Origin of the sequence: Thermosulfurimonas marina, from assembly GCF_012317585.1 — a bacterium.
Taxonomy (GTDB): Bacteria; Desulfobacterota; Thermodesulfobacteria; order Thermodesulfobacteriales; family Thermodesulfobacteriaceae; genus Thermosulfurimonas_A; species Thermosulfurimonas_A marina.
The window spans coordinates 1,308,414-1,332,646 of record NZ_CP042909.1 but is presented as its reverse complement, the minus strand read 5'-3'; the positions used below and the strand labels follow the sequence as shown (position 1 = coordinate 1,332,646).

General features: G+C 59.0%; 19 protein-coding genes and 1 pseudogene. 9 read left to right on the top strand and 11 right to left on the bottom strand.

Going from position 1 to position 24,233, the window contains the following annotated elements:
• Window positions 1-87 precede the first annotated feature (87 nt).
• A complete protein-coding gene (locus tag FVE67_RS06985) occupies window positions 88-1,236 on the top strand; it encodes an IS256 family transposase (protein WP_425505381.1) in 1,149 nt (382 codons plus the stop codon).
• A gap of 25 nt (window positions 1,237-1,261) precedes the next feature.
• Here the strand turns inward: FVE67_RS06985 and FVE67_RS09625 are convergent.
• Window positions 1,262-1,651, bottom strand: a pseudogene (locus tag FVE67_RS09625) (IS256 family transposase); the annotation flags it as partial.
• A gap of 173 nt (window positions 1,652-1,824) precedes the next feature.
• Between FVE67_RS09625 and FVE67_RS06975 the strand changes: the two are divergent.
• Window positions 1,825-2,862, top strand: coding sequence for a bis-aminopropyl spermidine synthase family protein (locus FVE67_RS06975; RefSeq protein ID WP_168719898.1), 1,038 nt, complete (start codon window positions 1,825-1,827; stop codon window positions 2,860-2,862).
• On the opposite strand, the gene hisD is transcribed toward FVE67_RS06975, so the two are convergent.
• Window positions 2,849-4,207 carry a histidinol dehydrogenase gene (gene hisD, locus FVE67_RS06970; RefSeq protein WP_168719897.1) on the bottom strand — a complete coding sequence of 453 codons (1,359 nt, stop codon included), beginning with the start codon at window positions 4,205-4,207 and terminating at the stop codon, window positions 2,849-2,851. The two genes, FVE67_RS06975 and hisD, sit on opposite strands and share 14 nt — an antisense overlap.
• 12 nt (window positions 4,208-4,219) lie before the next feature.
• On the opposite strand from hisD, the gene FVE67_RS06965 reads away from it, so the two are divergent.
• Window positions 4,220-4,927 carry a lysophospholipid acyltransferase family protein gene (locus FVE67_RS06965; RefSeq protein WP_168719896.1) on the top strand — a complete coding sequence of 236 codons (708 nt, stop codon included), beginning with the start codon at window positions 4,220-4,222 and terminating at the stop codon, window positions 4,925-4,927.
• On the opposite strand, the gene FVE67_RS06960 is transcribed toward FVE67_RS06965, so the two are convergent.
• Window positions 4,916-5,830, bottom strand: coding sequence for a D-alanine--D-alanine ligase family protein (locus FVE67_RS06960; RefSeq protein ID WP_168719895.1), 915 nt, complete (start codon window positions 5,828-5,830; stop codon window positions 4,916-4,918). The genes FVE67_RS06965 and FVE67_RS06960 overlap by 12 nt on opposite strands.
• The gene (locus tag FVE67_RS06955; RefSeq protein WP_168719894.1) at window positions 5,806-6,387 is read right to left on the bottom strand and encodes an HD domain-containing protein; all 582 of its coding nucleotides are present in this window, start codon (window positions 6,385-6,387) and stop codon (window positions 5,806-5,808) included. Before FVE67_RS06955 ends, FVE67_RS06960 begins: the two co-directional genes overlap by 25 nt.
• Window positions 6,388-6,809: 422 nt before the next feature.
• Here FVE67_RS06955 and dnaA point away from each other — a divergent pair, with 422 nt between their 5' ends.
• Both dnaA and FVE67_RS06945 read left to right on the top strand, forming a co-directional pair.
• On the top strand, window positions 6,810-8,183 hold the full coding sequence (dnaA, locus tag FVE67_RS06950) for a chromosomal replication initiator protein DnaA (protein ID WP_168719893.1): 1,374 nt from the start codon (window positions 6,810-6,812) through the stop codon (window positions 8,181-8,183).
• The gene (locus FVE67_RS06945; RefSeq protein WP_168719892.1) at window positions 8,113-9,459 is read left to right on the top strand and encodes an FAD-binding oxidoreductase; all 1,347 of its coding nucleotides are present in this window, start codon (window positions 8,113-8,115) and stop codon (window positions 9,457-9,459) included. The genes dnaA and FVE67_RS06945 overlap by 71 nt, the downstream gene beginning before the upstream one ends.
• Window positions 9,460-9,461: 2 nt before the next feature.
• Here FVE67_RS06945 and FVE67_RS06940 read toward each other — a convergent pair whose 3' ends face one another.
• Window positions 9,462-10,529 carry an MraY family glycosyltransferase gene (locus FVE67_RS06940; RefSeq protein WP_168719891.1) on the bottom strand — a complete coding sequence of 356 codons (1,068 nt, stop codon included), beginning with the start codon at window positions 10,527-10,529 and terminating at the stop codon, window positions 9,462-9,464.
• A 594-nt stretch (window positions 10,530-11,123) separates the two neighbouring features.
• Here FVE67_RS06940 and FVE67_RS06935 point away from each other — a divergent pair.
• From FVE67_RS06935 to FVE67_RS06920, 4 genes are all read left to right on the top strand, one after another.
• Window positions 11,124-12,308, top strand: coding sequence for a radical SAM protein (locus FVE67_RS06935; protein ID WP_168719890.1), 1,185 nt, complete (start codon window positions 11,124-11,126; stop codon window positions 12,306-12,308).
• 63 nt (window positions 12,309-12,371) lie between these two features.
• Entirely contained in the window at window positions 12,372-13,208 is an 837-nt protein-coding gene (locus tag FVE67_RS06930; protein WP_168719889.1) for a substrate-binding domain-containing protein, read from the top strand.
• Window positions 13,196-14,566, top strand: a complete 1,371-nt coding sequence (locus tag FVE67_RS06925) for a sensor histidine kinase (protein WP_168719888.1) — start codon at window positions 13,196-13,198, stop codon at window positions 14,564-14,566. Before FVE67_RS06930 ends, FVE67_RS06925 begins: the two co-directional genes overlap by 13 nt.
• Entirely contained in the window at window positions 14,559-15,947 is a 1,389-nt protein-coding gene (locus tag FVE67_RS06920) for a sigma-54-dependent transcriptional regulator (RefSeq protein WP_168719887.1), read from the top strand. The genes FVE67_RS06925 and FVE67_RS06920 overlap by 8 nt, the downstream gene beginning before the upstream one ends.
• Window positions 15,948-15,970: 23 nt before the next feature.
• On the opposite strand, the gene FVE67_RS06915 is transcribed toward FVE67_RS06920, so the two are convergent.
• The 6 genes from FVE67_RS06915 to FVE67_RS06890 all read right to left on the bottom strand — a co-directional run bounded on the left by FVE67_RS06915 (window position 15,971) and on the right by FVE67_RS06890 (window position 24,187).
• Window positions 15,971-17,848, bottom strand: coding sequence for a hypothetical protein (locus FVE67_RS06915; protein ID WP_168719886.1), 1,878 nt, complete (start codon window positions 17,846-17,848; stop codon window positions 15,971-15,973).
• A gap of 16 nt (window positions 17,849-17,864) precedes the next feature.
• Window positions 17,865-19,304, bottom strand: a complete 1,440-nt coding sequence (locus FVE67_RS06910) for a hypothetical protein (protein WP_168719885.1) — start codon at window positions 19,302-19,304, stop codon at window positions 17,865-17,867.
• Window positions 19,305-19,430: 126 nt separating this feature from the next.
• Window positions 19,431-20,864, bottom strand: a complete 1,434-nt coding sequence (locus tag FVE67_RS06905; RefSeq protein ID WP_168719884.1) for a hypothetical protein — start codon at window positions 20,862-20,864, stop codon at window positions 19,431-19,433.
• 83 nt (window positions 20,865-20,947) lie between these two features.
• Window positions 20,948-22,207 carry a molybdopterin-binding domain-containing protein gene (locus tag FVE67_RS06900; RefSeq protein WP_168719883.1) on the bottom strand — a complete coding sequence of 420 codons (1,260 nt, stop codon included), beginning with the start codon at window positions 22,205-22,207 and terminating at the stop codon, window positions 20,948-20,950.
• An 18-nt stretch (window positions 22,208-22,225) separates the two neighbouring features.
• Window positions 22,226-23,440: an NrfD/PsrC family molybdoenzyme membrane anchor subunit gene (gene nrfD, locus FVE67_RS06895; protein ID WP_168719882.1), complete on the bottom strand. Its 1,215-nt coding sequence runs from the start codon at window positions 23,438-23,440 to the stop codon at window positions 22,226-22,228.
• A gap of 21 nt (window positions 23,441-23,461) precedes the next feature.
• Entirely contained in the window at window positions 23,462-24,187 is a 726-nt protein-coding gene (locus FVE67_RS06890) for a 4Fe-4S dicluster domain-containing protein (RefSeq protein ID WP_210534577.1), read from the bottom strand.
• Between the last annotated feature and the right edge of the window lie 46 nt (window positions 24,188-24,233).

Genomic DNA, 24,233 nt, shown 5'->3' with positions numbered 1-24,233 from the left:
CACAAATTGTGTCCGAGGGGGTAAATAAAGAGGCCTTCCTCCTTGCGATAATAAGTGGGAGTCAAACCAAAGGGAAGGAGGAAGGCCATGCAGGACAGAGAAATTATAGAAAAGCTGGAGGACCTCATCAAGGAGGCCATTAAAAGCGTGATTGAGCGACTGGCTATTGAGGAAAGAAGCCTTTACCTTGAGGAACACCCTGAAACCAAAGGCAATGGTTTCTACTCTCGCTCCCTTCTCACCAAATACGGGCCTATTGAAGGCCTTATGGTTCCCAGAACTCGAGATGGAAACTTTAGAGCTCAGATTCTACCTCCTCCAAGGAGAAGAGCCGGTCTCGACTTGGGAGAAGCTGTATTGGCCTTGTACGCTTCGGGAGCCAGTACCAGGGCGGTTTCAAGATTTATCGAGACCATTTACGGGGCTTACTATTCGCCAGCCAGTATAAGCAGACTAACGGAGGTAGCCGAGGACCAAATTGAGTCCTGGAGAAAGCGAAGGCTTTCGGAGGAATACTTTGCCCTTTATCTGGATGCTACTTTTCTGCCGGTGAGGAGAGGAACTGTGGCCAGGGAGCCGGTGTATCTGGCTTTGGGGATAAGGCGAGATGGGACCAGAGAGATTGTGGGCTTTTGGACCAGTGGAGGGGAAGGTGAGAGCGCTCTGGTTTATCAGGAAATTTTCAACGAACTGCGCGAAAGAGGTCTCAAGAGGATTGAGGTGGTCATAGGGGACGGGCTATCAGGCTTGAAGGAGGCGGTTCTCAGGGTTTATCCTGGGGCCAGGTTTCAGAGATGCGTTCTTCACAGTCTCAAGTATAGCCTGAGGAAGGTTCGGAGGTCTCACCGAGAGGCGCTGGCTCAGGATTTGAGGAAAATTTATCGGGCTGGGAGGAGGTCCGAGGCCCTGGAGGCCTTCAGGGCTTTCAAGGCCCGGTGGCAAGGGAAGTATCCGGAAGTAGTGAAGCACTGGGAGGAGAACCTCGAGGATCTCTTGGTTTTTCTGGAATATCCGGAGCCTATTCGGAATTATATTTACACCACGAATCAGCTTGAAAGGCTGATTAAAGAGGTCAAGCGCAGGACCAAGGTGATAGAGGTTTTCTGTGAGCCTGGGGCACTTTACAAGGTAGTCTATCTGGTGCTTAGGGGTCTAGAGGAGAAATACCGTTCGCGAAAACTGAGAGGTTTTGAGGATCTTATGGAGGAAGGCCTCTTATCCTGCGGACACAGTTGACGAAACACTATGTAGGACGCCTCCAGCGACCCTCTTTAACTTTTTGGCGGATGGATTTGCCGTCCAGGAAAACCGCAGCCAAATCCGAGGGCAGAGGTGAGGAATTGAGGGTGGAGAAAGCCAGATTGAGGTAGTCTTCGGGTAGGTAGCGAGTATGGCCTGGGGGGGAGAAAGAAAGGGCGGAATTTTTCGTAGCGGGTGCGGGCAATTTCTACCGGGAAGGATAGTCCTCCTATTTGGAGATTTCTCTGGTAGAAACCGTTTCCTTTGTCGTGGGGGTGGTTTTTGAGATGGATGGTGCGGTGGGCCAAGCCCAGGTTTCTGAAGAGCCAGGAGAAGAATTCCTGAGGGACAAAGTCTTCCCACTTCTGAAGTTCCTCTAGAAATTTTCGGTAAAGAGGTTATCCTGTTTCATAAGTTTACCTCCTGTTTTAGATTTTTCCTTTTGCTCGGGGAGCCCCTCCGGTAGAAGGGGTTCCCTTTTTTCTCAATACCCGGACACAAAAATTTAAGTACCACCACTTCGGGAGCCTTGTAAGGACCGGAAGTTTTGTTAGGTTTGAGGGAGGTTGGGAGGAGGTCCTTTCCATGAGCGAAACCGAGAGAATAAAAAAACAGATCCTGCGGGCCCTCAAGCTCCGTCCGCAGACCTTCTGGGAACTTATCAATCACCAGGATGGCCACATCGCAGCCTTCTTTGAGGCCCTGAAGTCCCTTCTTCAGGAGGGCCTCATCGTCTACCGGGGGCATCGCTTCCAGCTGGCCCGGGAGGTCCCTCTTCACCCTCTGGCCGATACGGTCTGCGAGGCCTGCGGTCTGGGGGTAACCCTCCGGGGATACTGGGAGGAAATTTACCGGCGTTTCCTGGAGGTCACGGAGAAGCGGCCTCTTCCCACCAGCGACTTTGACCAGGGCTTCGTGCGTCCGGTGGATACCGTGCGCCGGGTGGCCTACATCTACCAGCGCGGAGACCTGGAAGACACGGAGATCTTCATCCTGGGCGACGACGATCTCCTTTCCGTGGCCATGGGGCTTACCCGCATGCCCCGCCGGGTAGTGGTGGTGGAGATCGACGAGCGCATCAACCGTTTCATTAAAGATTTTGCCGAAAAAGAAGGGCTTTCAAACCTTGAAGTCTACGACTACAACGTGATCGAGGCCCTGCCGGAGCCCCTCAAGGGGGCCTTTGACGTCTTCGTGACCGACCCGGTGGAGACCAAAAAGGGGCTCAAGCTCTTTGTGGGCCGGTGCCTTGAGGCCCTGCGTGGTCCGGGAGCTGCGGGCTACATGGGTTTCACCCACCGGGAGGCCTCCCTCAGAAAGTGGTTTGAGTTCGAAAAGTTCATCCTTTCGGCCGGTCTGGTGGTGACGGATATCCTGCGCGATTTCGCCATTTACCCTGAAAAGGAGAACCGGTGGGAGCACTTCTACGAGACTTACGAGATCATGAAAAAGCTCGAGCTTCCGCTTCCGGAGGTGGACTGGTACAAAAGCTCCTTCGTACGGTTCGAGGTGGTGGAGGGCCCGCGGGTGCCGGAATTTGAACCTCCCCGGGACCTGCGCGAACTCTATTTCGACGAGGAGTCCTGGGCCACGCCCCTCCCCTCCTACCTCAAGGACTCTTGAGGCGCACCCGCACGGCCTCGGCATGGGCAAAAAGCCCTTCGGTCTCGGCCAGACGCACCGCCGCCTCCCCTTCCCAGGCCAGGGCCTCGGGCCCGTAGGAAAGAAGGCTTATCCGCCGGAGGAAGACCTCCACCGAAAGGGCGGAAGCAAAGCGGGCTGCCCCCATGGTGGGAAGGACATGGTTGGGCCCGGCCACGTAATCTCCCAGGGCCTCCGGAGTGCCCCCTCCCAGAAAGACCGCGCCGGCATTTTTGACCCGGGGAAGAAGGGCAAAGGGATCGGCCACGGCCAGCTCCAGGTGCTCCGGGGCGATGGCGTTGGCCAGCTCCAGGGCCTCCTCAAGATCCCGGGTCACGAGGATTCCCCCCTGGCCTTTTAGGGCCGCCTCGGCGATCTCCCGGCGGGGAAGCCTTTCCAGGGCCCGGAGAAGGGCCTCCTTCACCTTTCGGGCCAGCCTCCCGGAGGGGGTAAGAAGGAGGGCTGTGGCCAGGGGGTCGTGCTCGGCCTGGGCTAGGAGGTCCCAGGCCAGGTGCTCGGCCGAGGCGGACTCATCGGCCACAATGAGGACCTCGCTGGGGCCGGCCACCAGATCCACCCCCACCTCGCCGTAAAGGAGTTTTTTGGCCACGGTGACGTAGATGTTTCCCGGGCCGGCAATCACCGAGACCGAACGAATGGTTTCCGTGCCGTAGGCCAGCGCGGCAATGGCCCAGGCACTTCCCACCCGATAGATCTCTGTGACCCCACACTCGGCTGCGGCCACCAGAAGGGCGGGATGCAGCCTCCCTTCCCGGTTGGGAGGGGAAACCATGGCCACCCGCGGGACCCCGGCCACTCGGGCCGGTACCGCGGTCATGACCACGGTGGAAATCAAGGGGGTCTCTCCCCCGGCCCCGCCCGGGACATAAAGTCCGGCCGAAGAGACCGGCCTTACCATCTGTCCCAAAAAGACCCCCTCCGGCCGGGTGTAAAACCAGGAGGAACTCAACTGGCGCCGATGGAATTCCTCCACGTTGCGGATGGCCAATCTCAGGGCCGAAAGGATCTCCGGGGAGACCTCCCGATAGGCCTCAAAGATTTCCTCTTCCCTTACCCGGAGTTGCGCAACCTCAAAGTTCGGGCAGTCAAAACGCCGGGTATAATCCACCAGGGCCTCGTCCCCCCTCCGGCGCACCTCGGCCAGGATCCGGCGCACTCCCCGTTCCAGCCGGGCCGGGATCTTCTGGCCCCGCCGTTTGAGCCTTTCGACCAGGCGCTTCCCCGGGACACTTCCCGCCTTGAATATCCTCACCGCACAGCCCTCCTTCTTGACCTTTTCCGGGAATTTCTTACCATTGGAAGGCATCCGGAGCAAACCATGGAGACCTTTTTGCGCAATCTCGCCCTCTGGATCTTTGCCCTGGTCTCCGTGCCCCTTTTCGGCACCGTGGCCATCTTCCTTTCCCTTTTCAACCGCCCCCTGGCCCACAAGGTGGCCTGGCTCTGGTGCCATCTGGTGCTCTCCATCTCCGGGGTGAGGCTGCGGGTAAAGGGCCTGGAACACCTGGAGCCCGGGAAACGTTACGTCTTTTTCGCCAACCATCAAAGTCAGATGGACATTCCCGTTTTAGAGGAGGCCCTGCGGGATTTTGAGATCCGCTTCCTGGCCAAACGCAGCCTTTTCCGCATTCCCTTTTTCGGCTGGGGCATTCAGGCCCTGGGCTACATCCCGGTGGAAAGGGAGGACCCGCGGGAAGGAGTAAAGAGCCTTTTGGCCTGTGTGGAAAGGATCCGGGAGGGCTTCTCGGTGGTGGTCTTTCCGGAGGGGACCCGCAGCCCGAACGGCCGCCTCCTTCCCTTCAAGGTCGCGGGCTTTGTGCTCCCGATAAAGGCCCGGGTCCCGGCGGTCCCGGTGGCCCTCCGGGGAACGCGCCGGATCCTTCCCCGGGGAAGCCTTTACATACGTCCCGGCCTGGTGGAGGTGATCGTGGGGCCACCCATCCCCACCGAAGGCCTCGGCCCCCGCGACCGGGAGGAACTTTCCCGAAAGGTCCGAAGTTTTATAGAAGAGGCCCTAGCCCTCTAGGGCCATCTCCAGGAGACGCTCCACCAGATCCTCAAAGGAAAGCCCGGCCGCCCGGGCCGCCAGAGGCAGGAGACTGGTTTCGGTCATCCCGGGGATGGTGTTGGTCTCAAGAAGATAGATCTCCCCTTCCACCAGGAGGAGATCGGTGCGGCTGTAGTGCCGGAGGCGCAGGGCCTGATGCGCGCGGAGGGCGGCCTCCTGGGCCCGGCGGGCCACCTCCTCCGGAATCTCGGCCGGGCAGATTTCCCGGGCCGCCCCCGGGGTGTACTTGGTGTGGTAATCGAAGTACTCCGCCCCCTGGGGAATGATCTCCACCACCGGCAAGGCCTCCTCCCCCAGCACGGCCACCGTGAGCTCCCTTCCACGCAAAAACTTCTCCACCACCACTTCCCGGTCCAGGGCCAGGGCTCTTTCCAGGGCCGAGGAAAGGTCCTCCGGGCTCTTCACCACCGAAAGTCCGAGGCTTGAACCCTGGGTGGCCGGCTTGACCACCACCGGATAGCCCAATTCCTCACAAAAGGAGGGAATCCGCTCCCGTTCCTTCCGGGAAAAAAGTCCCCCCGGAGGCACAGAAAGACCGGCCTCCCGGTAAAGGAGCCGGGAGAGCCCCTTGTGGATGGCCAGCGCCGAGCCCAGGACCCCGGCCCCTTGATAGGGGAGTCCCAGGGAGTCGAGGAATCCCTGGATGGTCCCGTCTTCTCCGCCCGGGCCGTGGAGAACGAGAAAGGCCGCGTCGAACTCTGCGGCCCTTTCGGCCAGCCGCGGAAGGTCCCGTGGGGGATCAAAACGGACCACCTCGTGGCCCCGGGCCTTGAGAGCCCTTTCCACCGCCGCTCCGCCCCTTAAGGCCACCTCTCTTTCCGGGGAGTCCCCTCCGGCTAGGAGAGCCACGCGGTAAAGCATGCCTTCACATCCTCCACCTGGTTCAGTTCTAGCACCTTTTCCGGCCCGAAGGGAAGTCTCTTAAAAAGGCGCCTTTCCAGAAGCTTGGTGAGCTCCTCCAGACGCCAGATGCGCACCCAGGAGGCCGGTCGACGGCCGTAACGCTCCCGGAGATCCTGAAAACGCTCCTTGAGGGAGACGATTTCTTCGTGCCGCACCCTTTTGTCCGCGTAATAGACCACCTCCTCGGCCCGAAGGGGCGTCCCCGGGGGCCCGGGCTTGAGGAAGATGTGCTGCCCTACCACCTCGGCCACCTCCGGAAAGCCCCGTTCCAGGAGCCTTCGGCGGGCGCTTTCGGCATGGTTCTCTCCGGTCTCAAGGGAACGATGTTTGGTGAGGTCGTGAAGAAGCCCTCCGGCCACCACCAGGGGAAGCGAAAGCGGCTCTCCCAGGTCTCGCAGGTTGCGGGCCAGAAAGGCGGCTACCAGGGCCACCTTTTCCGAATGGCGCAGAATGTGCGGGGGAACCCCTTCCTCCTCCAGGATTCGGTAACACTCCTCAAGCGAGGGCACACGCATGGCCTCTTTTTAACAGATTTGGAGCCCTGGCGAAACTCCCGAGGCCTTTCGGAAAAGCCTTGAGAGACAAAGCCTTTCGGGCTTATTTCTAACCCCCCGAAGGGTCGCCCCAAATTCATCCGCCAGAACCCGGAAGAAATTGCAAGATCGGGCAAGCTCTCCTGCCCAACCTCCGGTGTTTGTAAGGGGTCTTGTTCTAAAAAAATTCCTCTTAATCTGGCCAAAATTTGAAAAACAATTTTCCCTCGACTGACCGAAAATTAAAAAGTCCGATCTATAACCGGTCCTCTTTTTGTTAAAAATATGGCTATGATCCTAGATCCCCCTATTCGGGCGTAATCGCCCCTCGGAAATTTTGCCTTCTTCCGGAAGAGACGTTAAATAAAAGGGAACCCTCGGGAAGTTCACCTCGGAGGAAAGGAATGCCTTCTTTATCCGAAAAAATCAAAGATTATCTTCGCGAAAGGCTTCCTGAGTCCGCATTTCGGGTCTGGATAAGGCCTTTAAGGCTGGAAGAGGAGGGCTCCAGGGTCCGCCTCGTCTTCCCCAACACCTTTAGTAAAGAATGGGTGGAGGAAAACTATGGAAGGCTTCTTGCCGAAGCCCTGGAGTGTCTAGCCCCGGAGAAGGAGGCCGAGTGGGTGGTGGAGGAGGAGACCCCTGCCCCGGTACAGCTAGCCCTTCCCTACGAGCCGGCCCGGGTCCTGGGCCGCCGGCTCTCTCCCCGTTTCACCTTCGAGGAATTCGTGGTGGGGGACTGCAACCGGCTGGCCTACCGGGTCTGCCGCCGGGTGGTGGAGGATCCCCGGGGCCAGATCGTCTACCTTACCGCCGAAAGCGGTCTGGGCAAAAGCCATCTCTCCCAGGCCCTGGGGCATGCCCTCCTTAAAGAAAAGGAGGGCCTTCGTCTCTGCTATCTCACCGCCCGGGACTTCACCACGCGCCTCATGCAGGCCTTAAGAGGGGGCCAGATGGAGGAGTTCAAGGAACGTCTTTGGCGAGGCTGCGACGTCCTGGTACTGGATGAAATCCACCAGATCCCCCCCCGAGACTTTACTCAAGGGGAGTTGGCCCTGGCCCTGGATCATCTTTACGAGGAAGAAAAGGCGGTGGTCTTCACCTCCCTCCGACGGCCCCATGAGCTCTCGCATCTCGACTCTTCCCTGCGTTCGCGCCTTTCAGCCGGAGTGATCGTGCGCATCAATCCTCCGGACTACGAGACCCGCAAGAACATTATCCGCCGTAAGGCCGCCCGCCAGGGGTACCGACTCCCGGAAGAGGTGGTGGAATTCCTGGCCCGACGCCTGCGAGGAGACATCCGGCGCATCGAAAGTGCGGTGGTAGGGCTTATCGCCCGGGCCAGCCTCCTGCGCGAACCGGTCACCCTCCAGCTGGCCCGGGAGCTGGTAGCCGAAATCGCCCCTCCGGAGGGCCCGGACCGGACCGAAATCATCATTCAGGCCGTCTGCCGGGCCTTCCACATCGATCCCGAGGAGTTGCGCTCTTCCTCCCGGAAAAAGCGGATAAGTGAGCCCCGCCAGGTGGCCATGTTTTTCCTGCGCAAGTTCACCTCCAAAAGCCTTGCGGCCATCGGAGAGCGGTTCAACCGGGATCACGCCACGGTGGTCTATGCCCTGCAGGCCGTGGAACGCAAGCTCGTCTCTTCGGACCGCTTCCGTTACCGGTTAGAATATCTGGAAAAGGAGTTGCGGGAGAGTCTGCGTCTTGAGGAGGATCTCGAAGACCGCCCGGAAGGCCCTGAGGAAACTCCTGGGGCCGCGCTTTCTGGAAGATGAGGCCGGGCGCCTTTCCTACGCCTACGACGCCTCGGGGCTAACCTTTGTCCCCGAGGCCGTGGCCCTCCCGGAGACCACGGAAGAGGTCTCCCGGATCCTGGCCCTTTCTTACGAGGAGGAGTTTCCCGTGATCCCCCGGGGGGCCGGGACCGCCACCACCGGGGGGCCGCTGGCCTCCGAAGGGGGGCTGGTCCTGGCCCTCTCCCGCATGGACCGCATCCTGGAGATCAACCCCGAGGATCTGGTGGTTGTGGTGGAGCCCGGGGTGGTAAACGCCCGGCTCAAGGAGGCCCTGGCCGTCCGCGGTCTCTTCTATCCCCCGGATCCGGCCAGCCTCTCCTTTTCCACCATCGGGGGCAACGTGGCCACCTGTGCCGGAGGCCCCAAAGGACTCAAATACGGGGTCACCCGGGACTATGTCCTGGGCGTGGAGGCGGTGCTTCCCGGAGGAGAAGTCCTCCCCCTGGGCACCCGCACCCTAAAGGGGGTCATGGGCTATGACCTCACCCGGCTTCTCGTGGGCTCCGAGGGGACCCTGGCCGTGCTCACCAAGATCACCCTCAAGGTCCTTCCCCTGCCTCCGGCCCGGAGGACCCTTCTTGCGGCCTTTTCGTCCGAGGAGGCCGCCCTTTCCGGCATGCAGGCCGTACTCGAAGGGGGAGGACTTCCGGCAGCCGCGGAATTTCTGGACAAGACCGCCCTTTCGGCCCTGGACTATCCCCAAAAAGAAGCCCGTGGGATCCTTCTCTTTGAGTTCGACGGTACGGAGGCCGGCGTGGCCGAAGAGGTCTCTCGGGCCCGAGAGACTCTGGCGACCCGGGCCCTTCTCCTGAAGGAGGCCTCGGGGGAGGAGGCGGAGGCCCTCTGGGAGCTTCGCCGGGGGCTTTCTCCGGCCCTGAAAAGGCTCGGTTCCCGCCGCACGGCAGACGATGTGGTGCTGCCCCGCTCTCGCCTTCCCCGCTTCCTCTCTGAGGCCAAGGCCCGGGCCCGAAAGTATGGTCTTACCCTAACTTGTTTTGGCCACGCCGGAGACGGAAATCTCCACGTCAATATCCTCTTTCAGCCGGAGGAGGAGGCCCGGGCCCGAGCCCTGCGCGAAGAAATCCTTCACCTGGTCCTGGAGCTTTCCGGAACCCTTTCCGGGGAACACGGCGTAGGGCTTACCCGCAGGGCTTGGCTTCCGGCAGAGATCCCCGCCCGGGCTTTGGCCCTCATGCAAGGCCTAAAACACCTTTTCGACCCCAAAGGCCTCCTCAACCCCGGCAAGATCTTCTAAGTTCAATTAAAAGCTCTAAATATCTTTGGCGTTTTAAATCTAACAATTCTAAAATAAAGCCAGGTATAAAATGCTATAAAAGACAAAACAAATAACATAAGCAAGGGAGTGCTTCTCCAGAATAAGACTGCGGGAACAAGACACATCAATTCCATAATCCATAGAAAAGGAGAAGTATAAGCGTTTCTTTTAGAATCTTCTATGTCCCCTCCTAAAAAGAATTTAACTAAACGCCTATAAACAAATGTATGAAAATGGATGGCATCAGGCAAAAACGGAGATTGACTTTTAAGAAATTTTCTTCGATAGATTGAAAAAAGAGTTTCCCAGACAGGATACACTACAAGAAGAAGAGGAAACCATGGAGAAACACCCGAATGTCTTTTTACCAAAAGAGCCCCTATAGTTGCAGCCATAAAACCAAGAAAATAGGCTCCTCCATCCCCTAAAAATATTAATCCGAAGGGATAATTCCAGAGGAAAAAGCCCAGAGTAGCGGAAAAAAGAATTAAACTCAAGTAGAGCAAAAAGAAATCACCATTAAGGAAGGACACATAAGCATAAGCTCCAAAGATAAGCATGGCAACTCCTGAAGCAAGTCCATTAAAACCATCAATGATATTAAAGGCATGCGCCACTCCGGCAAAGGCAAAAGCAGTAAAAATCAGAGAAAAAAGAGAAAAGGAAAGAAGATTATCAAACAAGGGAAGATCAACTCTGCTTACTCTGGCAGAGACCAAGAAAAAGGCCAGAGCCCCCGACAAAAAACCGGAAAAAAGCCTCCACCTGGGAGGAACCTTCTTGAGTATATCCTCAAGAAGACCCCCTAAAAATACCGGAAAAGCGGAAAGCAGGACAAGGAAAAGCTCTCTGGCAAAGGGCTTTTGGGCCAGGAAAAAAAGCCCGGAAACCAAAAGAGAGGCCAAGTAAATGGCCAGTCCCCCGATCCTTGGGGTAGGCCTTGTATGAAACTTTTGCACCCCTTCCTGAACATCATAAAAGAGATTGAGCCTAATAAAAAAAAGACAGCCCAAAAAACTAAAAAGAAACCCTACCAAAAGATAGCGCATCTGAGATGGCCCACACGTTGCACACCTGAAATGTTAGGATCCATTATACCTGCCCCTTTTTCTGCACACCACCTGGGGGACCTCCTTCATTTTCCTTCCAGATTTCCATAGTTTTCGATAGTTTAGGGTTGAATGAGGTCGTGCCCTGAATTCCGGACTATCGTCCCGCCTGAGAATTTCCGGGGGACCAAATTTTGGCGTAAACTTTCGAAGTGTTCGGCTATCCTTGCTCCTTTACCACGTTTTTCCAGCTCGTCTATGGTGAAATGTTTCCTCATGGCGCCCCTCCTGATTCCTAGCATCTTCGCCTAACACAAAAGGTGTGCAAAAACCGAGGAGCACTTCAGCTATCAAAGCTTAGAAGAGCGAGGCCGAATTAATTCCTTCAAAACTCTCCATAACAAGACCTCTTTCTCTCGGTCACCTAGTTGCCGACCCGGAGCAGATTCTTTGTTTTTTGGGAAGGATAGCTCGGGTGGTGTAAAGATCAAGGGGAATCCTAATCCTCGGAGGTCCCTTTAGGGCTTTTTGGCACTTTTTAATAAATCGTGCCAAAAAGTTGACCCTTTTTGAAAAATCTTCCATTTTATAGGCATGGAGCTTGCGAAGTATCTGGGGCGAAGGCGGCCGGTCCTTTTGCATCTCACCGTTACCGGACGCTGTCAGGCCCGGTGTGAGGGCTGTATCAATGCCCTTTCCTTCGGAAGACGGGAGGACTTCTGGAAGGATTGGGAATGTGAACCGGAGCGAGATACCCAGGCCCTGGCGGAGTTGATAGACAAGGCCAAAGGGCGTCCGGCGGTGGTGGCCTTTTACGGCGGGGAGCCCCTTCTGGCGGCGGAAAAGATGGAAGCCGTAAGGAGCCGCCTTCGGGCCCTCTTTTCCTCAAGAGACCTCCGTTTCATGCTCTATACCAATGGAGAACTTATCTCGCGGGCCCTGGCGGCCCATCCCAACCTCTTTCAAGACCTCTGGCTGGTCTCCGTCTCTATCGATGGGTCGGAAAGGCAACATAACTTCTTCCGCCGGGGGACGGATCTGGCCCGCATCCGGGAAAACTTAAGGGCCCTGCGCCGGGCTTCCCCGGCCCGGGTGCTCATGTGGTCCACCCTAAGGGAAGGGGCCCGGCTTGCGGATTGTCTTGCCGAATTTCTGCGGCTGGAAAAAGAAGGTCTTGCGGACTACTTTTTCTGGCACCTCATCGAGCTCGATGAGCCCATACGCGATTTTCCCCAATTCTTTCAGATCTATCAGCAAGACTTGGTCGGGCTTTTCGAACATTATCTGGAACGTTTGGCCCGAGGCCAGATCCTTCCGGTCCTTCCGCTAAATGAACTCCTCTTTTTCCTCCTTAAGGGTCTGCGGCGCGGGCATACGGGCTGTGGGGTGGAACGGGCCGAAAACTTTGACCTTCAAGGGGGAAAGGTCCTGCCCTGTGCGGATCTGGGAGAAGATTTCGTGCTGGCGCAAGTGGATGAAAAAGGGAGGATTTGCTGGCAGAGTTCTCCGGGGGCCCTTTCCCTTCTGGTAAATTATCGGGAGGAACTTGGCTGTCCGGAATGTAGTGCAGATTTTTACTGTGGAGGGCGCTGCCCGGTGCTCTTTAAAAACTCCCCCGAGCGGGCCCGCCAGTACTGTCTTCTCACGCGGGCCCTGGTGTCCCTGGCCCGGGAGGGCCTTCCGGAGGTGCACCGGATCCTTTCCCGCAGGGGTCTGAGCCCGGAAGACCTCTATTTCCCCTACGGCTACCTGGCCCTCTTTACCGACGTGGTACCTTAAAGACCTCCTCCGAGAGAAAATTCACCAAATTGTCCTTCGCCCAGGACATGTTATTTGAAAATTATGAAATTTTGGACTATATGGCTGGTGATCCTCCTTTGGGCCGGGGGGGTGCAGGCCAGAGAGGCCTATGTCTTTGTGGTCTCCCCTATGACCTCCCCCACCATCACCATGGAGACCTATTATGACCTGGTTAACTATCTTTCCCGGAAGCTGGGAAGACCGGTAATCCTTAAACAACGCCGCACTTACGAAGAAGTAAACCGCATGCTGGCCTCCGGGGAGGCAGATTTTGGGCATGTGTGCACCGGGGCCTTTCTGGCCGGGCGCAAAGATTTCGGGCTAAAGCTCCTGGCCATCCCGGTCATCCACGGCCGCTACTATTACCAGGCCTACATCATCGTGGCCAAGGATAGCCCCTACCGACGATTTGAAGACCTCCGAGGGAAAACCTTCGTCTTCACCGACCCCCTCTCCCTTACCGGCCGGCTTTATGTGCTGGCCCGCCTGCGCACGCTGGGAACCTCGCCGGAAAAACTTTTCCGGAAGGTCTTTTATTCTCACGGGCACGAAAAGTCCATCGAGATAGTGGCCGCGGGTTTGGTGGACGGGGCCTCCGTGGACAGCCTGGTCTTTGAAGACCTCAAAGTCCGGGGGATCTCCTATGTTAATAAAGTGCGCATCCTGGAAAAGTCTCCCCTCCTGGGGATTCCGCCCTTTGTAGCCTCGCCCGAAAGCCCGGAGGAATTCCGGCGGAAAGTCTTGAGTCTCCTCCTTCATATGCCCGAAGATCCGGAAGGCCGGGTAGTGCTTCAGAAGATGGGTATAGAACGCTTCCTGCCCCCGAAACACGAAATCTATCGCCAAACCCTTGAGATCCTCAAGAGATGCCCCTTCTGAGGTTCCTCCGCAGCGCGGCCTTTCAGATCTCCGCGACCCTCACCCTGATCATTGCCCTTACCACCCTGGCGGTCTCCTACCTCATCCTTTCCCGGGAAAAGGCCTTCTTCCAGCGGGAAATCCTGGCCCGGCTCCACTTTCAAGCCCAGGCCCTGGCCCGAGAGGCCACCGAACCCCTCCTCTACGAGGACCTTTATCGTCTCTACGCCCTCCTTAAAAATGCCGTCCAGAGCGAGCCCGACCTGGTGGGAGCGGAACTTTTTTCCGAAAGCAGCGGTATCCAGATCCGGTTTCCCCGGGAATTTCGTTCCGACCCCCATCTGGTGGTCATCCGGGAAGAGATCGTTTCCTCGGATATCGGCCGGCTGGGGGAGATCCGCCTCTATCTTCGCCCAGGAGCTGTAGGACAAAAAATGCGGGACACGGAAAAACGCCTCCTTATCTTGGTTCTGGTGATCATGGTCAATGGGACTCTGGCCGCCTTGTGGATGGCCCGTCGGGTGGTGCGACCGGTATTGATCCTCAGCCGGGCGGCCCAAAGGATCGGACAAGGGGGGTTTGGAGAGACCGTGCAGGTAAAGGCCGTGGGCGAAATCCAGGAACTGGTAAAGAATTTCAACCAGATGAGTCTCCAGATTAGAGACCTGGTGGAAGAGATTCGCCGGACCCATGAGCGCATGGCCCGTTCGGAGATGCTGGCCGCTCTGGGGCAGTTCGCCGCCGGGGTGGCCCATGAGATCAAAAACCCCCTGACCTCCATCAGTCTCCTCGTGAAACTGGCCCGTCTTGGAAAGGCTACCCCGGAGGACTTTGAAGTTCTGGAAAAGGAGATCCAGAGGATCGATCGTATCGTAAAAAATTTCCTGGATTTTGCCCGGAGCGGAAAAGAAAAATTGAGATTTCAGAGGGTGGATCCCGAAGAAATCCTGGGGGAGGTGACGGAACTGATTCGTCCCCAGGCCAAAAAGCAGAAGGTGACCTTGGTTACCCACTTTGAGGGCCTGGCTCCTCTGGAGACCTCGCCGGAGGCCCTGAAACAGATCCTGCTCAACCTGGTCCTCAACGCCCTGGAGGCCATGCCTGAGGGGGGAGAGCTCCACCTGGCGGCCACCCTCCAGGACGGCCACCTCCGGCTTGCGGTCCGGGATACCGGGCCAGGCATCCCGGAGGAGGTGCGCCAGCGGATCTTCGAGCCCTTTTTCACCACCAAGCCCGAAGGAACCGGCCTGGGGCTGGCCATCACCTACAATCTGGTGCAAAATCTCGGGGGAGAAATCGAAATCCGTTCCCGGGAGGGAGAGGGGACGGAGGTGGAGATCTCTCTGCCGATTAAAAATCCGGAGGGCCCTCGTGGCTAAACCCCTCATTCTCCTCATCGACGACGATCGGTCCATCCCTTACGCCCTACCCCGGGCCCTTCAGGAGTACCGTTTTCTCACCGCCGAAAACGGAAAGACCGGCCTTTCCCGGATCTCTCCGGAGGTCTCGGTGGTTCTTCTGGACCTCAAACTCCCGGATCTCTCCGGTCTGGAAGTCCTCAAAAGGCTCAAGGAGGGCTATCCGGAACTTCCGGTGATCGTGATCACCGCCTTTGCGGACGCGGACTCGGCCATTGAGGCCATGCGGGCCGGGGCCTACGAGTATGTGGTAAAGCCTTTTGATACCGAAGAGTTGCGGGCGGTGCTCTCCCGGGCCCTGACCTCCCGAGAGATTGAAAGCGGCCTCTGTCTTCCCTGCCAGACCGGGCTCGGGGAAGGTCGGCAGTTCATCGGAAAGAGCCGGGCCATCCTGGAGGTCTGCAAGCTCATCGGCCAGGTGGCCTCCTCACCGGCCCCGGTCCTCATCACCGGAGAGTCCGGGGTGGGCAAGGAGCTGGTGGCCCGCCTCATCCACCACTACAGCCCCCGCAAAGCCCAACCCTTCGTGGCCTTAAACTGCGCCGCCCTTCCGGAGACCCTTATTGAGGCCGAGCTTTTCGGCTACGAACGCGGGGCCTTTACCGGGGCCGATCGGGCTCACCCCGGAAAGTTTGAACAGGCCCATGGAGGGACCCTCTTCCTGGACGAGGTGGGGGACATGAGCCCGGCCCTCCAGGTAAAGCTCCTGCGGGTGCTAGAAGAGGGGACGGTGGAGCGCCTGGGCTCAAGCCGAACCCGGCGGGTGGATGTGCGGGTGCTGGCCGCCACCAATCGCGATCTTGAGGCCCTGGTGGCCGAAGGCGCCTTCCGGGAAGACCTTTACCATCGCCTGCGGGTTCTCACCATCCACATCCCTCCCTTGAGGGAGCGCCGGGAGGATATACCGATCCTCGCCCACTACTTCGTGGAGAAAGCCTCCCGGGAGCTGGGAAAGAGGATTTTCCTCAGCCAGGCGGCCCTGGAAAGGCTCCTGGCCTATTCCTGGCCGGGAAATGTAAGAGAGCTGGAAAACACCCTCACCCGGGCCGCGGTCCTGGCCCGGGGCTCCCTCATCCTGCCGGAAGATATCCAGTTTCCGGAGCCCCGGACCTCCGGCGGAAACGCCGCCGGGCTTCTGGCCTACGAGCTGGTGGAACGCCTGAGAAAGGAATGTCTCGAAGGGGAGCTCTACGAACGGGTCTTGGCGACCGTGGAAAAGGCCCTTCTTTCCCGGGTGCTGGAGGAGACCGGGGGCAACCAGCTCCGGGCCGCTCGCCTCCTGGGTATCAACCGCAACACCCTGCGGGCCAAACTCCAGAAATACGGTCTGTCCGGAAACTAAGGGGGCCTTGCGGCCCCCCTCTTTTACCGAACCGAGTCCCGGAGAAGGTGCCGGAGGACCTTCCGGTGGGTGGCATCGTCCGGGGCGCGCCCGTTTCGGTCCACTACCTTTTTCCAGAATTCGGGATCCCGCATGAATCCGTGGCAGGAGGCGCAGATGTTTACCCGCAGGATGCGCCTCAATTCCTTGCCGTTGAAGGGCCGGGCCCCGTCGTGACTTACGGCCTGAATGGGGCGGCCCTCCGGGGTCACGATCTGGTCCAGCCCGTAGGGAAAGGGCACCCCGTTCCAGTCCGCACGGTAGAGCCCGGTTCCCAGGCCCAGGGCCTTGGGGTTGGCGTGGCAGTCCTCGCAGGAGCGGGCCCGGGGGCGCACGGTGTGCGGCTGGATGGGGTTGGAGGCGATACCCCAGGTGCCTTGGGCGGTCTTAAAGATGTGGTTCAGGAAGCGGGGCTTTCCGTCCGGGCCAATCTGGGTGAAGATGACCTGGCAGCCCGGGATATAGGGAGCCACCTTGCCCTCGGCGTTCCAGCCCAGGGCCGGGCTCTCCCACCGGAGGTAGGACCGGGTCTCGCGCCAGTGGTGGGCGGTCTTGAGGCGATTTTTCTCCCTTCCGGTGAGACTTTCGTCCGCGCTCTTTCCGTAACGCAACCAGTCTCCGGCCTTTTCCGCAAGGTTCTGCTGGGCGTGACAGCCGTAGCACTGTGGAGCCCAGACCGCATGGCAGGCATAACACTCAAGCTTCCGAGCATGGGACGGGATTTCCATGGCTACCGCCGCCTGCCGATTTCTCTGCACCACCTCCTGCACCTGGGGGACCGGGTGTTCTCTCCCGTCAAGTTTTCCGATCAGGATCACCCGTGAGCCCTTTCGCTTAAGGTTGGGATAAGAGGTCCCGCGGGAGGTGCGTAGGGGAGCCGGGGATTTCACCGTCCCGTGACAGTCCTCACACTCGATCTCCACCGCTTCATCCTTCTTGCTGTAAATGTTCCCGTCCCCGTGGATCTCGGGCTCCAGATGACAATCGATGCAGGCCAGGCCCCGCTCGTAGTGAATGTCCGGCACTAGGTGGTTGTAGCACTTACCGTGGAGCTTGCGCCCGGCCTTCACCCCGGCCTTTCCGCTCCAGGGCGAGCAGTAGCCGTCAGACTCCATCATCCCCATATAGCTCACCCCGGTGCGCCCGCCCCGGTTATGACAGTGCTGGCACTGGAAGACCGGAATGCGGGTGGTGATGCGGTGGAGCCGGGGATGCCCGGGCTCGTCTTTAGGGATGGTGGGATCCTCTCCTCGGTAAAGGCCGTCGTCGGCGTAGATCACGTGGCAGGCCGCACAGCCGCTGGAGCGGTAGTCCCCGGGGCGTTCCTTTCCCCGGGTCCAGATGTGACAGCGCAGACACTCGGCCCGCAGATAGTCGTCCACCGGGTGATTGGTAGGGCCTATGGGTCTTTGAGGATCATAGAGGGGAAGGGCCTGGAGTTCCGGAAGGGCCCCGCGCTGGCCGGGGATGTGGCCGTCTTCATCGCGCACCGGGTAAGGGGCGTAGAGGGCCCGCCGGGTCTTCTGCGCGCCCCAGGTATAACGGGCGGCGCTGATGATCCCGGCACTCGTGGCGTGAAGGCTCTTTTTGAGGCGGGTCACGATCTCCCCGTGACACTGGCCACAGGTCTGGTCCACCACCCGCAGATCCGAGGGGTTGCTCCAGAGCCCCTGATGGGCCTCTTCCTTGGTGCGGCCTTCGGGGTTTCCCCGGTGACAGAAGACGCAGGAAAGGCGCCCCATGACCGGATTTTCGGCAATCTTTTTGATCCCCTCATGACAGCGCAGGCAGCCCGAAGCCCCCCAGGCGGGCCCCCCGAAAAGAAGCCCCGCCGCAAGCACCAGGAGAAGCACCCTCCACACAACCCACCTCCTGAACCTAAAATTCGGCCTGGAGGCGACTGAAGGCCGCCAGCTTGTCCTCTTCCTTTCCGGGAGCGAAGTTGAAGTCCCGGCTCTCATAGCCGTTCACGCTGTCCTTGAGATGAGCATAATCCAGGCCCAGGTCCAGGGTAAGGTAGCGGTGGAGCCTGAGGGTGAGCATTCCCAGGAAGTCGTAGCCCACGAGGTCGTCCCTTCCGGGGGCCTCGGTGTTCCCGAACCAGCCCGCCGCCAGGGTCAACCCGGCCCAGTCCGCAAGGCGCCACCGGAGGCGGCCCTGGAGGGTGGTCAGCCCGTAGCCGTTGTTGGAGACGTTCACCGCGGTGTCGTCAAAGCCGGTATCCGTAGGCCCCTGCACGGTGAGAATCCCGGTGTAGCCCCAGTAGCCGTAAGTGCCGGCCAGGGCCATAATGGGCAGAAAGCCCTCGCCGTCGGAGTCCCCGCTGGCGTGGGTAAAAAGGAGGCTGGCCGAGCCCCAGGGGAAGGTCTTTTCAGCCTCAAGCCGCAGAAGCCAGCCCGAGGCGTCGTTCGGTGTGCCCAGGATCTCCCGGTCGGTGAAAGAACCGGCCAGCACCGCTCTCAGGGTGAGGTCCTCGTAGGGCTTGAAGGAGAGGCCCAGGCCGTAGTTTAAGTGCGGACGGGTGTGGCTCGAAGGCCCTCCGGCGGGGTTGGCGTAGTTTTCGGCCACCTCGGCGTAAAGGGCAAAGGCCGAGAGGGTGAGATTCGGGGAAAGGGGGCGCTCCCAGTCCAGCTCGTAGTGCAGGAAATCGTCGTGGGCCAGGGCCTCGTCCCCCTCGTTGAGCTGGGCGGCAAAGAGGCGGAAGTTTCCCCAGTAAGGGTTGCGGTAGGAGAGGGTCAGGGCCAGGGGGTTATAGTCCCAGTCCGCGGAATAGAGCATCTCCGCGGCCCGGTCCGAAAGGGGAAGGAGCCCGGCCTCAAGGGAGAGATCCCTGCGGGGGGCCCAGGTGAGGACCGCATGGCGCACGCGTAGGCGTTCCTCGGTCTTGGTGATATTGGCCGGGGTGTGTCCCAGCTCCACCTGAAGATGGGTGCGAAAGGCCTCGGAGAAGACCAGGTCCAGGTTCTGCCGCAGACGCAGGCGGCTGGCGTTCAGATTCTTGCGATGGGTGTGCACACTGTAGGAGTTGATGCGGTACTGCCCTCCGAAGGTGACCCTCTTTACCGGGGGCGAGATCTCCACCCTGGCCGTAGCGGCCTCCTTTTCCGCAGGCCGGGCCTTTTCGGCCATCTGAGCCCGGAGGCGTCTCACCTCCTCTTCCAGGGCCTGAATGCGCCGGTCCTTCTCCCGCAACTCCGCCCGAAGGGCCCGGATCTCGGAAAGGATCTCTTCCAGACTCGGCTGCTCCTCCGCCTGAAGAGGAAGGGAAAAGAAAAAGACCAGAAAGGTCAAAAGAAGAATCAAGGGTATTTTGCGCATCCTCCAACCTCCCGAAGGGATTTAGGCGGTTTACCCCTTTCGAAAGATTTTCAAGTAAAAAGGGGGCGGGCCGGAGCCCGCCCCGAGGAGGGTGTGGGGTTGTGGGTATGGGTGGGCTCGGGGCCCTTAAAAGCTAATCTGCAACACGGTCTGGATCCGGAACCCGTCGTCTAGGTTGATCGGCCCGGAAGGATTATAGGCACCCCAGTGCTCATTGAAATATCCCGTGTCACCGATACGGTAATATTTGTCGAAGTTCACCCATTCCGCACTCAACATGAGGATGTTTTTCCCGGTGAGATAGTAGGCCAGGGCCAGAATGTAGTGGTCGGCCTCGTCATTGCTATCGGGGATTCGACCATAATCCGTATCAAGGTAATCTCCGGTGTCGTTCGGGTCGAAATGATCCCAACGAGCATAAAGGTGAAGTTTTTCGTTGAATACCGGAAGAGTAAAATCAGCATAGATAGAATAGAGCTCCGTATCAAGCTCTTCCATTTTCCCACTTGGACGCTGAACTACCCACTTCCCATTATTATTTCCGGTAGAGGTGCTGTACTGCGCAGCCACCATGAACCAGGGATGCTGGTAGGAAAGCATAAAGAGATTCACCGTGTAGTCTGGGTCCCCAAGACCGGCCACAGCCCTGTTACCTTCGCCGTAAATACCGAAGTAGCTAAACTGAAGGCCGGCCAGGGGGAACATACCGCTGGTGGAGTGGGGGAAGGGCCGGAGGGTGAGCCGCAGCTCCACGGCCTTGTTCTCGTTGACCTCCTCGCTGGAGTACCCGGAGCCGTTCATATAAGAGAGCCAGAAGGTCCCGTACTTTCCGGCGTAGTGGTTGTAGATGGGGTAGTGGGCCGTGAGCCGTTTCACGAAGTCCGCATCCAGCTTGCCGCCCAGGTTCCCGGCAATGGAGACTCCCCGGTCCGCGGAGTTGAAGGTGCCGAAGAACTCCCGAGGCATGCAGCCCTGCATACGGTAAGGGTTGATGTGCTCCTCAAAGTCCAGCCAGGGGAAGTGCCCCTGCCCGAACTCCATCTTGAGATCGGTGAGGAATCCGAAATCAGGGAGTTTGAACTGGGCATAAGCGTATTTAATCCGCAGATCATAGCTTCTCTCATTGCCCGGATGGATGTCCGGAGTAAAGCGAAAGGAGAGCCAGGAATTGATTTTCTTTTTGAAGTTGAAATAAGCACGCATCACGGTAAAGTAGCTCTGCCCCTCCTCTTTTCCGTTATCAAAGGGCCCGTATCCGTTGGTGTAGTCCAGGTAAGTGAGGGTGCCGAATTTTACCCCCCGGAGGGCCTTGGGAAGGGCCAGCCCCTCCTTGGCCACCTTCTCCGCCGCAGCCTTGGCCACCTCCTCCTTCTGCTTTTGGGCCTCAAGCTCCGCCTCCTTTTTGATCTCCAAGGCCTCCTCCTCGGTCAGGATCCCCTTGCGCACCAGGACCCGGAGCAGCGGATCGTCGATCTGAGCCGCCCGCACCGGGGCGTACCCGAAGGCCGCAAGGAGAACCACCGCCAAAAGACCTACCAACCATCTGACTCCCGTTTTCATACCTCTCCCTCCTTTTGGCGTTTTTTCCAAAACTTTGCCGGGACTCTGAGGCCCGGCCTGGTCACTTTGGTGAAAATTTTGGGTCAACACCCGAAATCCTCCTCCTCTTCTTCTGTCCCGTTGTCCGTGCCGTTTCCCGACCAAGGAAGATTCTTGAGGAGCGGACACCCCTTCTCCGGCCTCACCGCCTGTTTTTTGGCGGGAGGAGGGGCGGTCAGGGCCGAAGCCGGGCCTCCGGCCCGCCCGACCCCGACCAAAAGCAATATGATGATGGGGAGGGGTATCCAGAAGCTCATCCTTAAGCCGCCTTGCGGGCCCACTTCTCCCAGACCTCCCAGGGACGCTCCCCTTGGGCCCCGGAGACCTTCACCAGCTTGACCCGGCTGTCGTAGAAGGCCGAAGTTGCACTCAAAGGGGCTGGTCCCGAAAAAGATCACGAACTCCGCATTAGGCACATCGGGCTTCATGTGCTCCTTGGGCTTGATCCACTTGCCCTGGTGATACTTCCGGGTCATCTCCTTATAGGCGATGTGGTGAGACTGCTCGCAGACCGTGGTGTGCTCGTACCAGTTCACCGAGCCGAAGGCGTCCTTGAGCCAGCGCTTGGAAAACTCCTTGCGTCCGTGCTCGATCCGGCCGGCCAGGAAGACGAACTGGTTGTTCTTGGGGCCGAGGTCCGGATGGTTGGGATCGATGAGCTTGTCCAGATGGTCCTTATGCTTGCGCTTGAATTCCTCAAGGCTCATCTTTCCCTCGGCCACAGCCTTGGCGTCTTTTTTGAGCTCCTTCATGAGCTTGGGGTCGCGCACGGCCCAGATCTCCTTAAGCCCGGGCACATGGCCCTCGCCGAAAAGGTTCCCTCCGTTTACGATCTCTTCGATGGCCTGCTCGAAGGGGATGGTGATCCACTGGCCCTCTCCCCGCTTGGTCCCGGGCTTGCGCTTGAGGACCTTACGGAGGCGATAGGGGTCGTAGAGGCTCTGGATGCCCGCCTGACCCTTGGGGCAGAGACGGGCGTCGTACTTTACGGCCTTCTCCGGAGGAGTGTCGTAGGAGAGCTGGGGCCACATGTTCATGGGACTGTAGGGGTTGCCCGTGATCTTGACCAGCACCCCCTGATAGATCTTGCCCTTGATGGTGCAGGCCGTGTGGCACTGGAGACAGGTGGAATAGATCACGGTCTCCGGCTTGTCGAAGGGATAGGCGTTTTGGGCCAGGTGATAGAAGCCGTCCTCGTCCGCGTAGAGCTGGGTGAGCCAGGGGAGCTCCCCGGCGGCCACCGCTCCGCCCACGAAGGCCAGGGACTTGAGGAAGGTCCGGCGCTTTATCTTAAACTCTTTCATGGGGTTGCCCTCCTTGAATCAGTTTTTGTTGGCACTTACGGGGAGAAGCTTCTCCCCCACCAGGAAGATCAGCATGCCCAGGCCCGTAACCCAGGCGGTAAGGAGCCATTCCTCCAGGGTGGGGAAATAGAAGTACTTGAGGCCCGGGCCGAAAAAGGCCCATTCCAGACCCTTGATCTCCGGGACCACCTGTCCGGGGACCACGATGTTCAAGCGCACGGAGAGGAAGGTCACCGCCACCAGGAGCCCGGCCAGGGCCACCGCCCCGGGCTTGCGGCTCCAGGCCAAAAGGATGGGGAGAATCACCCCACCCAGGAAGTGGACAATCCAGAAGGTGTACCAGTACTTCCCGTAATAGCCGAGAATGATATAGCGGATGGGAAGATACTCCTCAGGCACCTTGGCGTAGGAGCCCACCAGAAATTCCGCAATCTCCAGGAGAAAGTCGAAGCAGATAAGACCGATGAGGATGTAGCCCATGAATTTGATCATTTCGTTGCGTTCAGCCTCCTCCTCGGGGCCCCAGATATAGGTGGCAAAGATGAGAAGGCCCGCCCCGGAAAGGAGCGCGCCCACGAGAAAGACGATGGGGGTGAGGCCGCTGTGCCAGTGGTGCTTGGCCGCCACCACGGCAAAGAGCGTACCCACTCCTCCGTGGAAGGCCGTGGCCAGAGGGATACCGATGATCCCCAGGACCTTGAGGACCTTCTTATCCCGGGCCAGGGCCTCCGGGGAAGTGTCGCGGCTCCCAAAGGTGAGAAAGGAGCAGAAGGCCGAACCCTGCTGGGCCCTCTCGACGAGGTCCTTGCGCATAGCAAACCAGATCTCGACCAGAATCAGGAGGAAGTAGGCGCTGTAAAGGACGGCCATCCAGCTCATCATGGAGACGGGCCAATGCGTGGGGATGCGCCAGGCCCGCCACAGGTGTCCGATATCGAACCAGATGGAAAGGAGGGCCGCGATCAAGCAGGCAAAGGCCGTCCAGAGGGCCAGTTTCCCGATGCGCTCAAGCCTTTTCACCCCGAAAACATAGACCAGGGTGGAGAGGGAAAAGGCTCCCGCGGAAAGACCGATAAAATAGATGTAGGCCGCCACCCACAGCCCCCAGGTCACATAGGAGCCGTAGTCGGCCATGCGGTGCCCGTAGGTAAGGCGTGCATAAAGGCCGTAAAAACCCACCACGAAAAGGACAATGGCTACCAGCCAGACCAGTTTTTTAAGGCCGTCTCTCATCCTTATCCCTCCTTTTGCCCCCTAAATTAGGTAGAAGACGAAGGGCTTGGTGCCCATGTGTTCCTTAAGCCGCACCGCCCGCGGGGAGCCGATCAGCTCGGAGACCAGGGACTTGGGATCGTTGGCGTCCCCGAAATAGGTGGCATCCCCGAGGCAGGTCACCATACAGGCCGGAAGAAGCCCCTTGTCAATGCGGTGCATACAGAAGTGACACTTGCGCACATTGCCCACCGGAGACTCCTCCCGCTTTTCCCGCGGCCAGACCTTTCCGTACTCGAAGGCCGGAAGTTTTTCGTAGGCCGGGATCTCCGGGGTCCCATCGCACCAGTAATAACCCTTGTCAAAGGTGCGGGCGCTGTAAGGGCAGGCCACTATGCAGTAGCGGCACCCGATGCACTTGTGATAATCCACCACCACGATCCCGTCCGGACGCTTCCAGGTGGCGATAGCCGGACAGACCTTGGTGCAAGGCGGATGATCACAGTGCATACAGGGCCGCGGGATGAAACGGGCCCTTACATTGGGAAACTTCCCCGTTTCCTCGTAGATCACCGGCCGGTACACCACCCCGGGCGGAAGATGGTTCTCCGCCACACAGGCCGTGGTGCAGGCCGTGCACCCGATACACTTGCCGAGGTCGATCACCATGGCCCAGCGGCGCTTCTCAATAGGCTTGCGGAGGGCCCGCTCCAGATCCTCCATCATGCGCACGCGGGCCTCCGTCCATTGGACGTCGATAATGGCCATAGTCCGCCTCCTTGAGTTTTTGATGGCCCCCATTTTTAAGCAACCG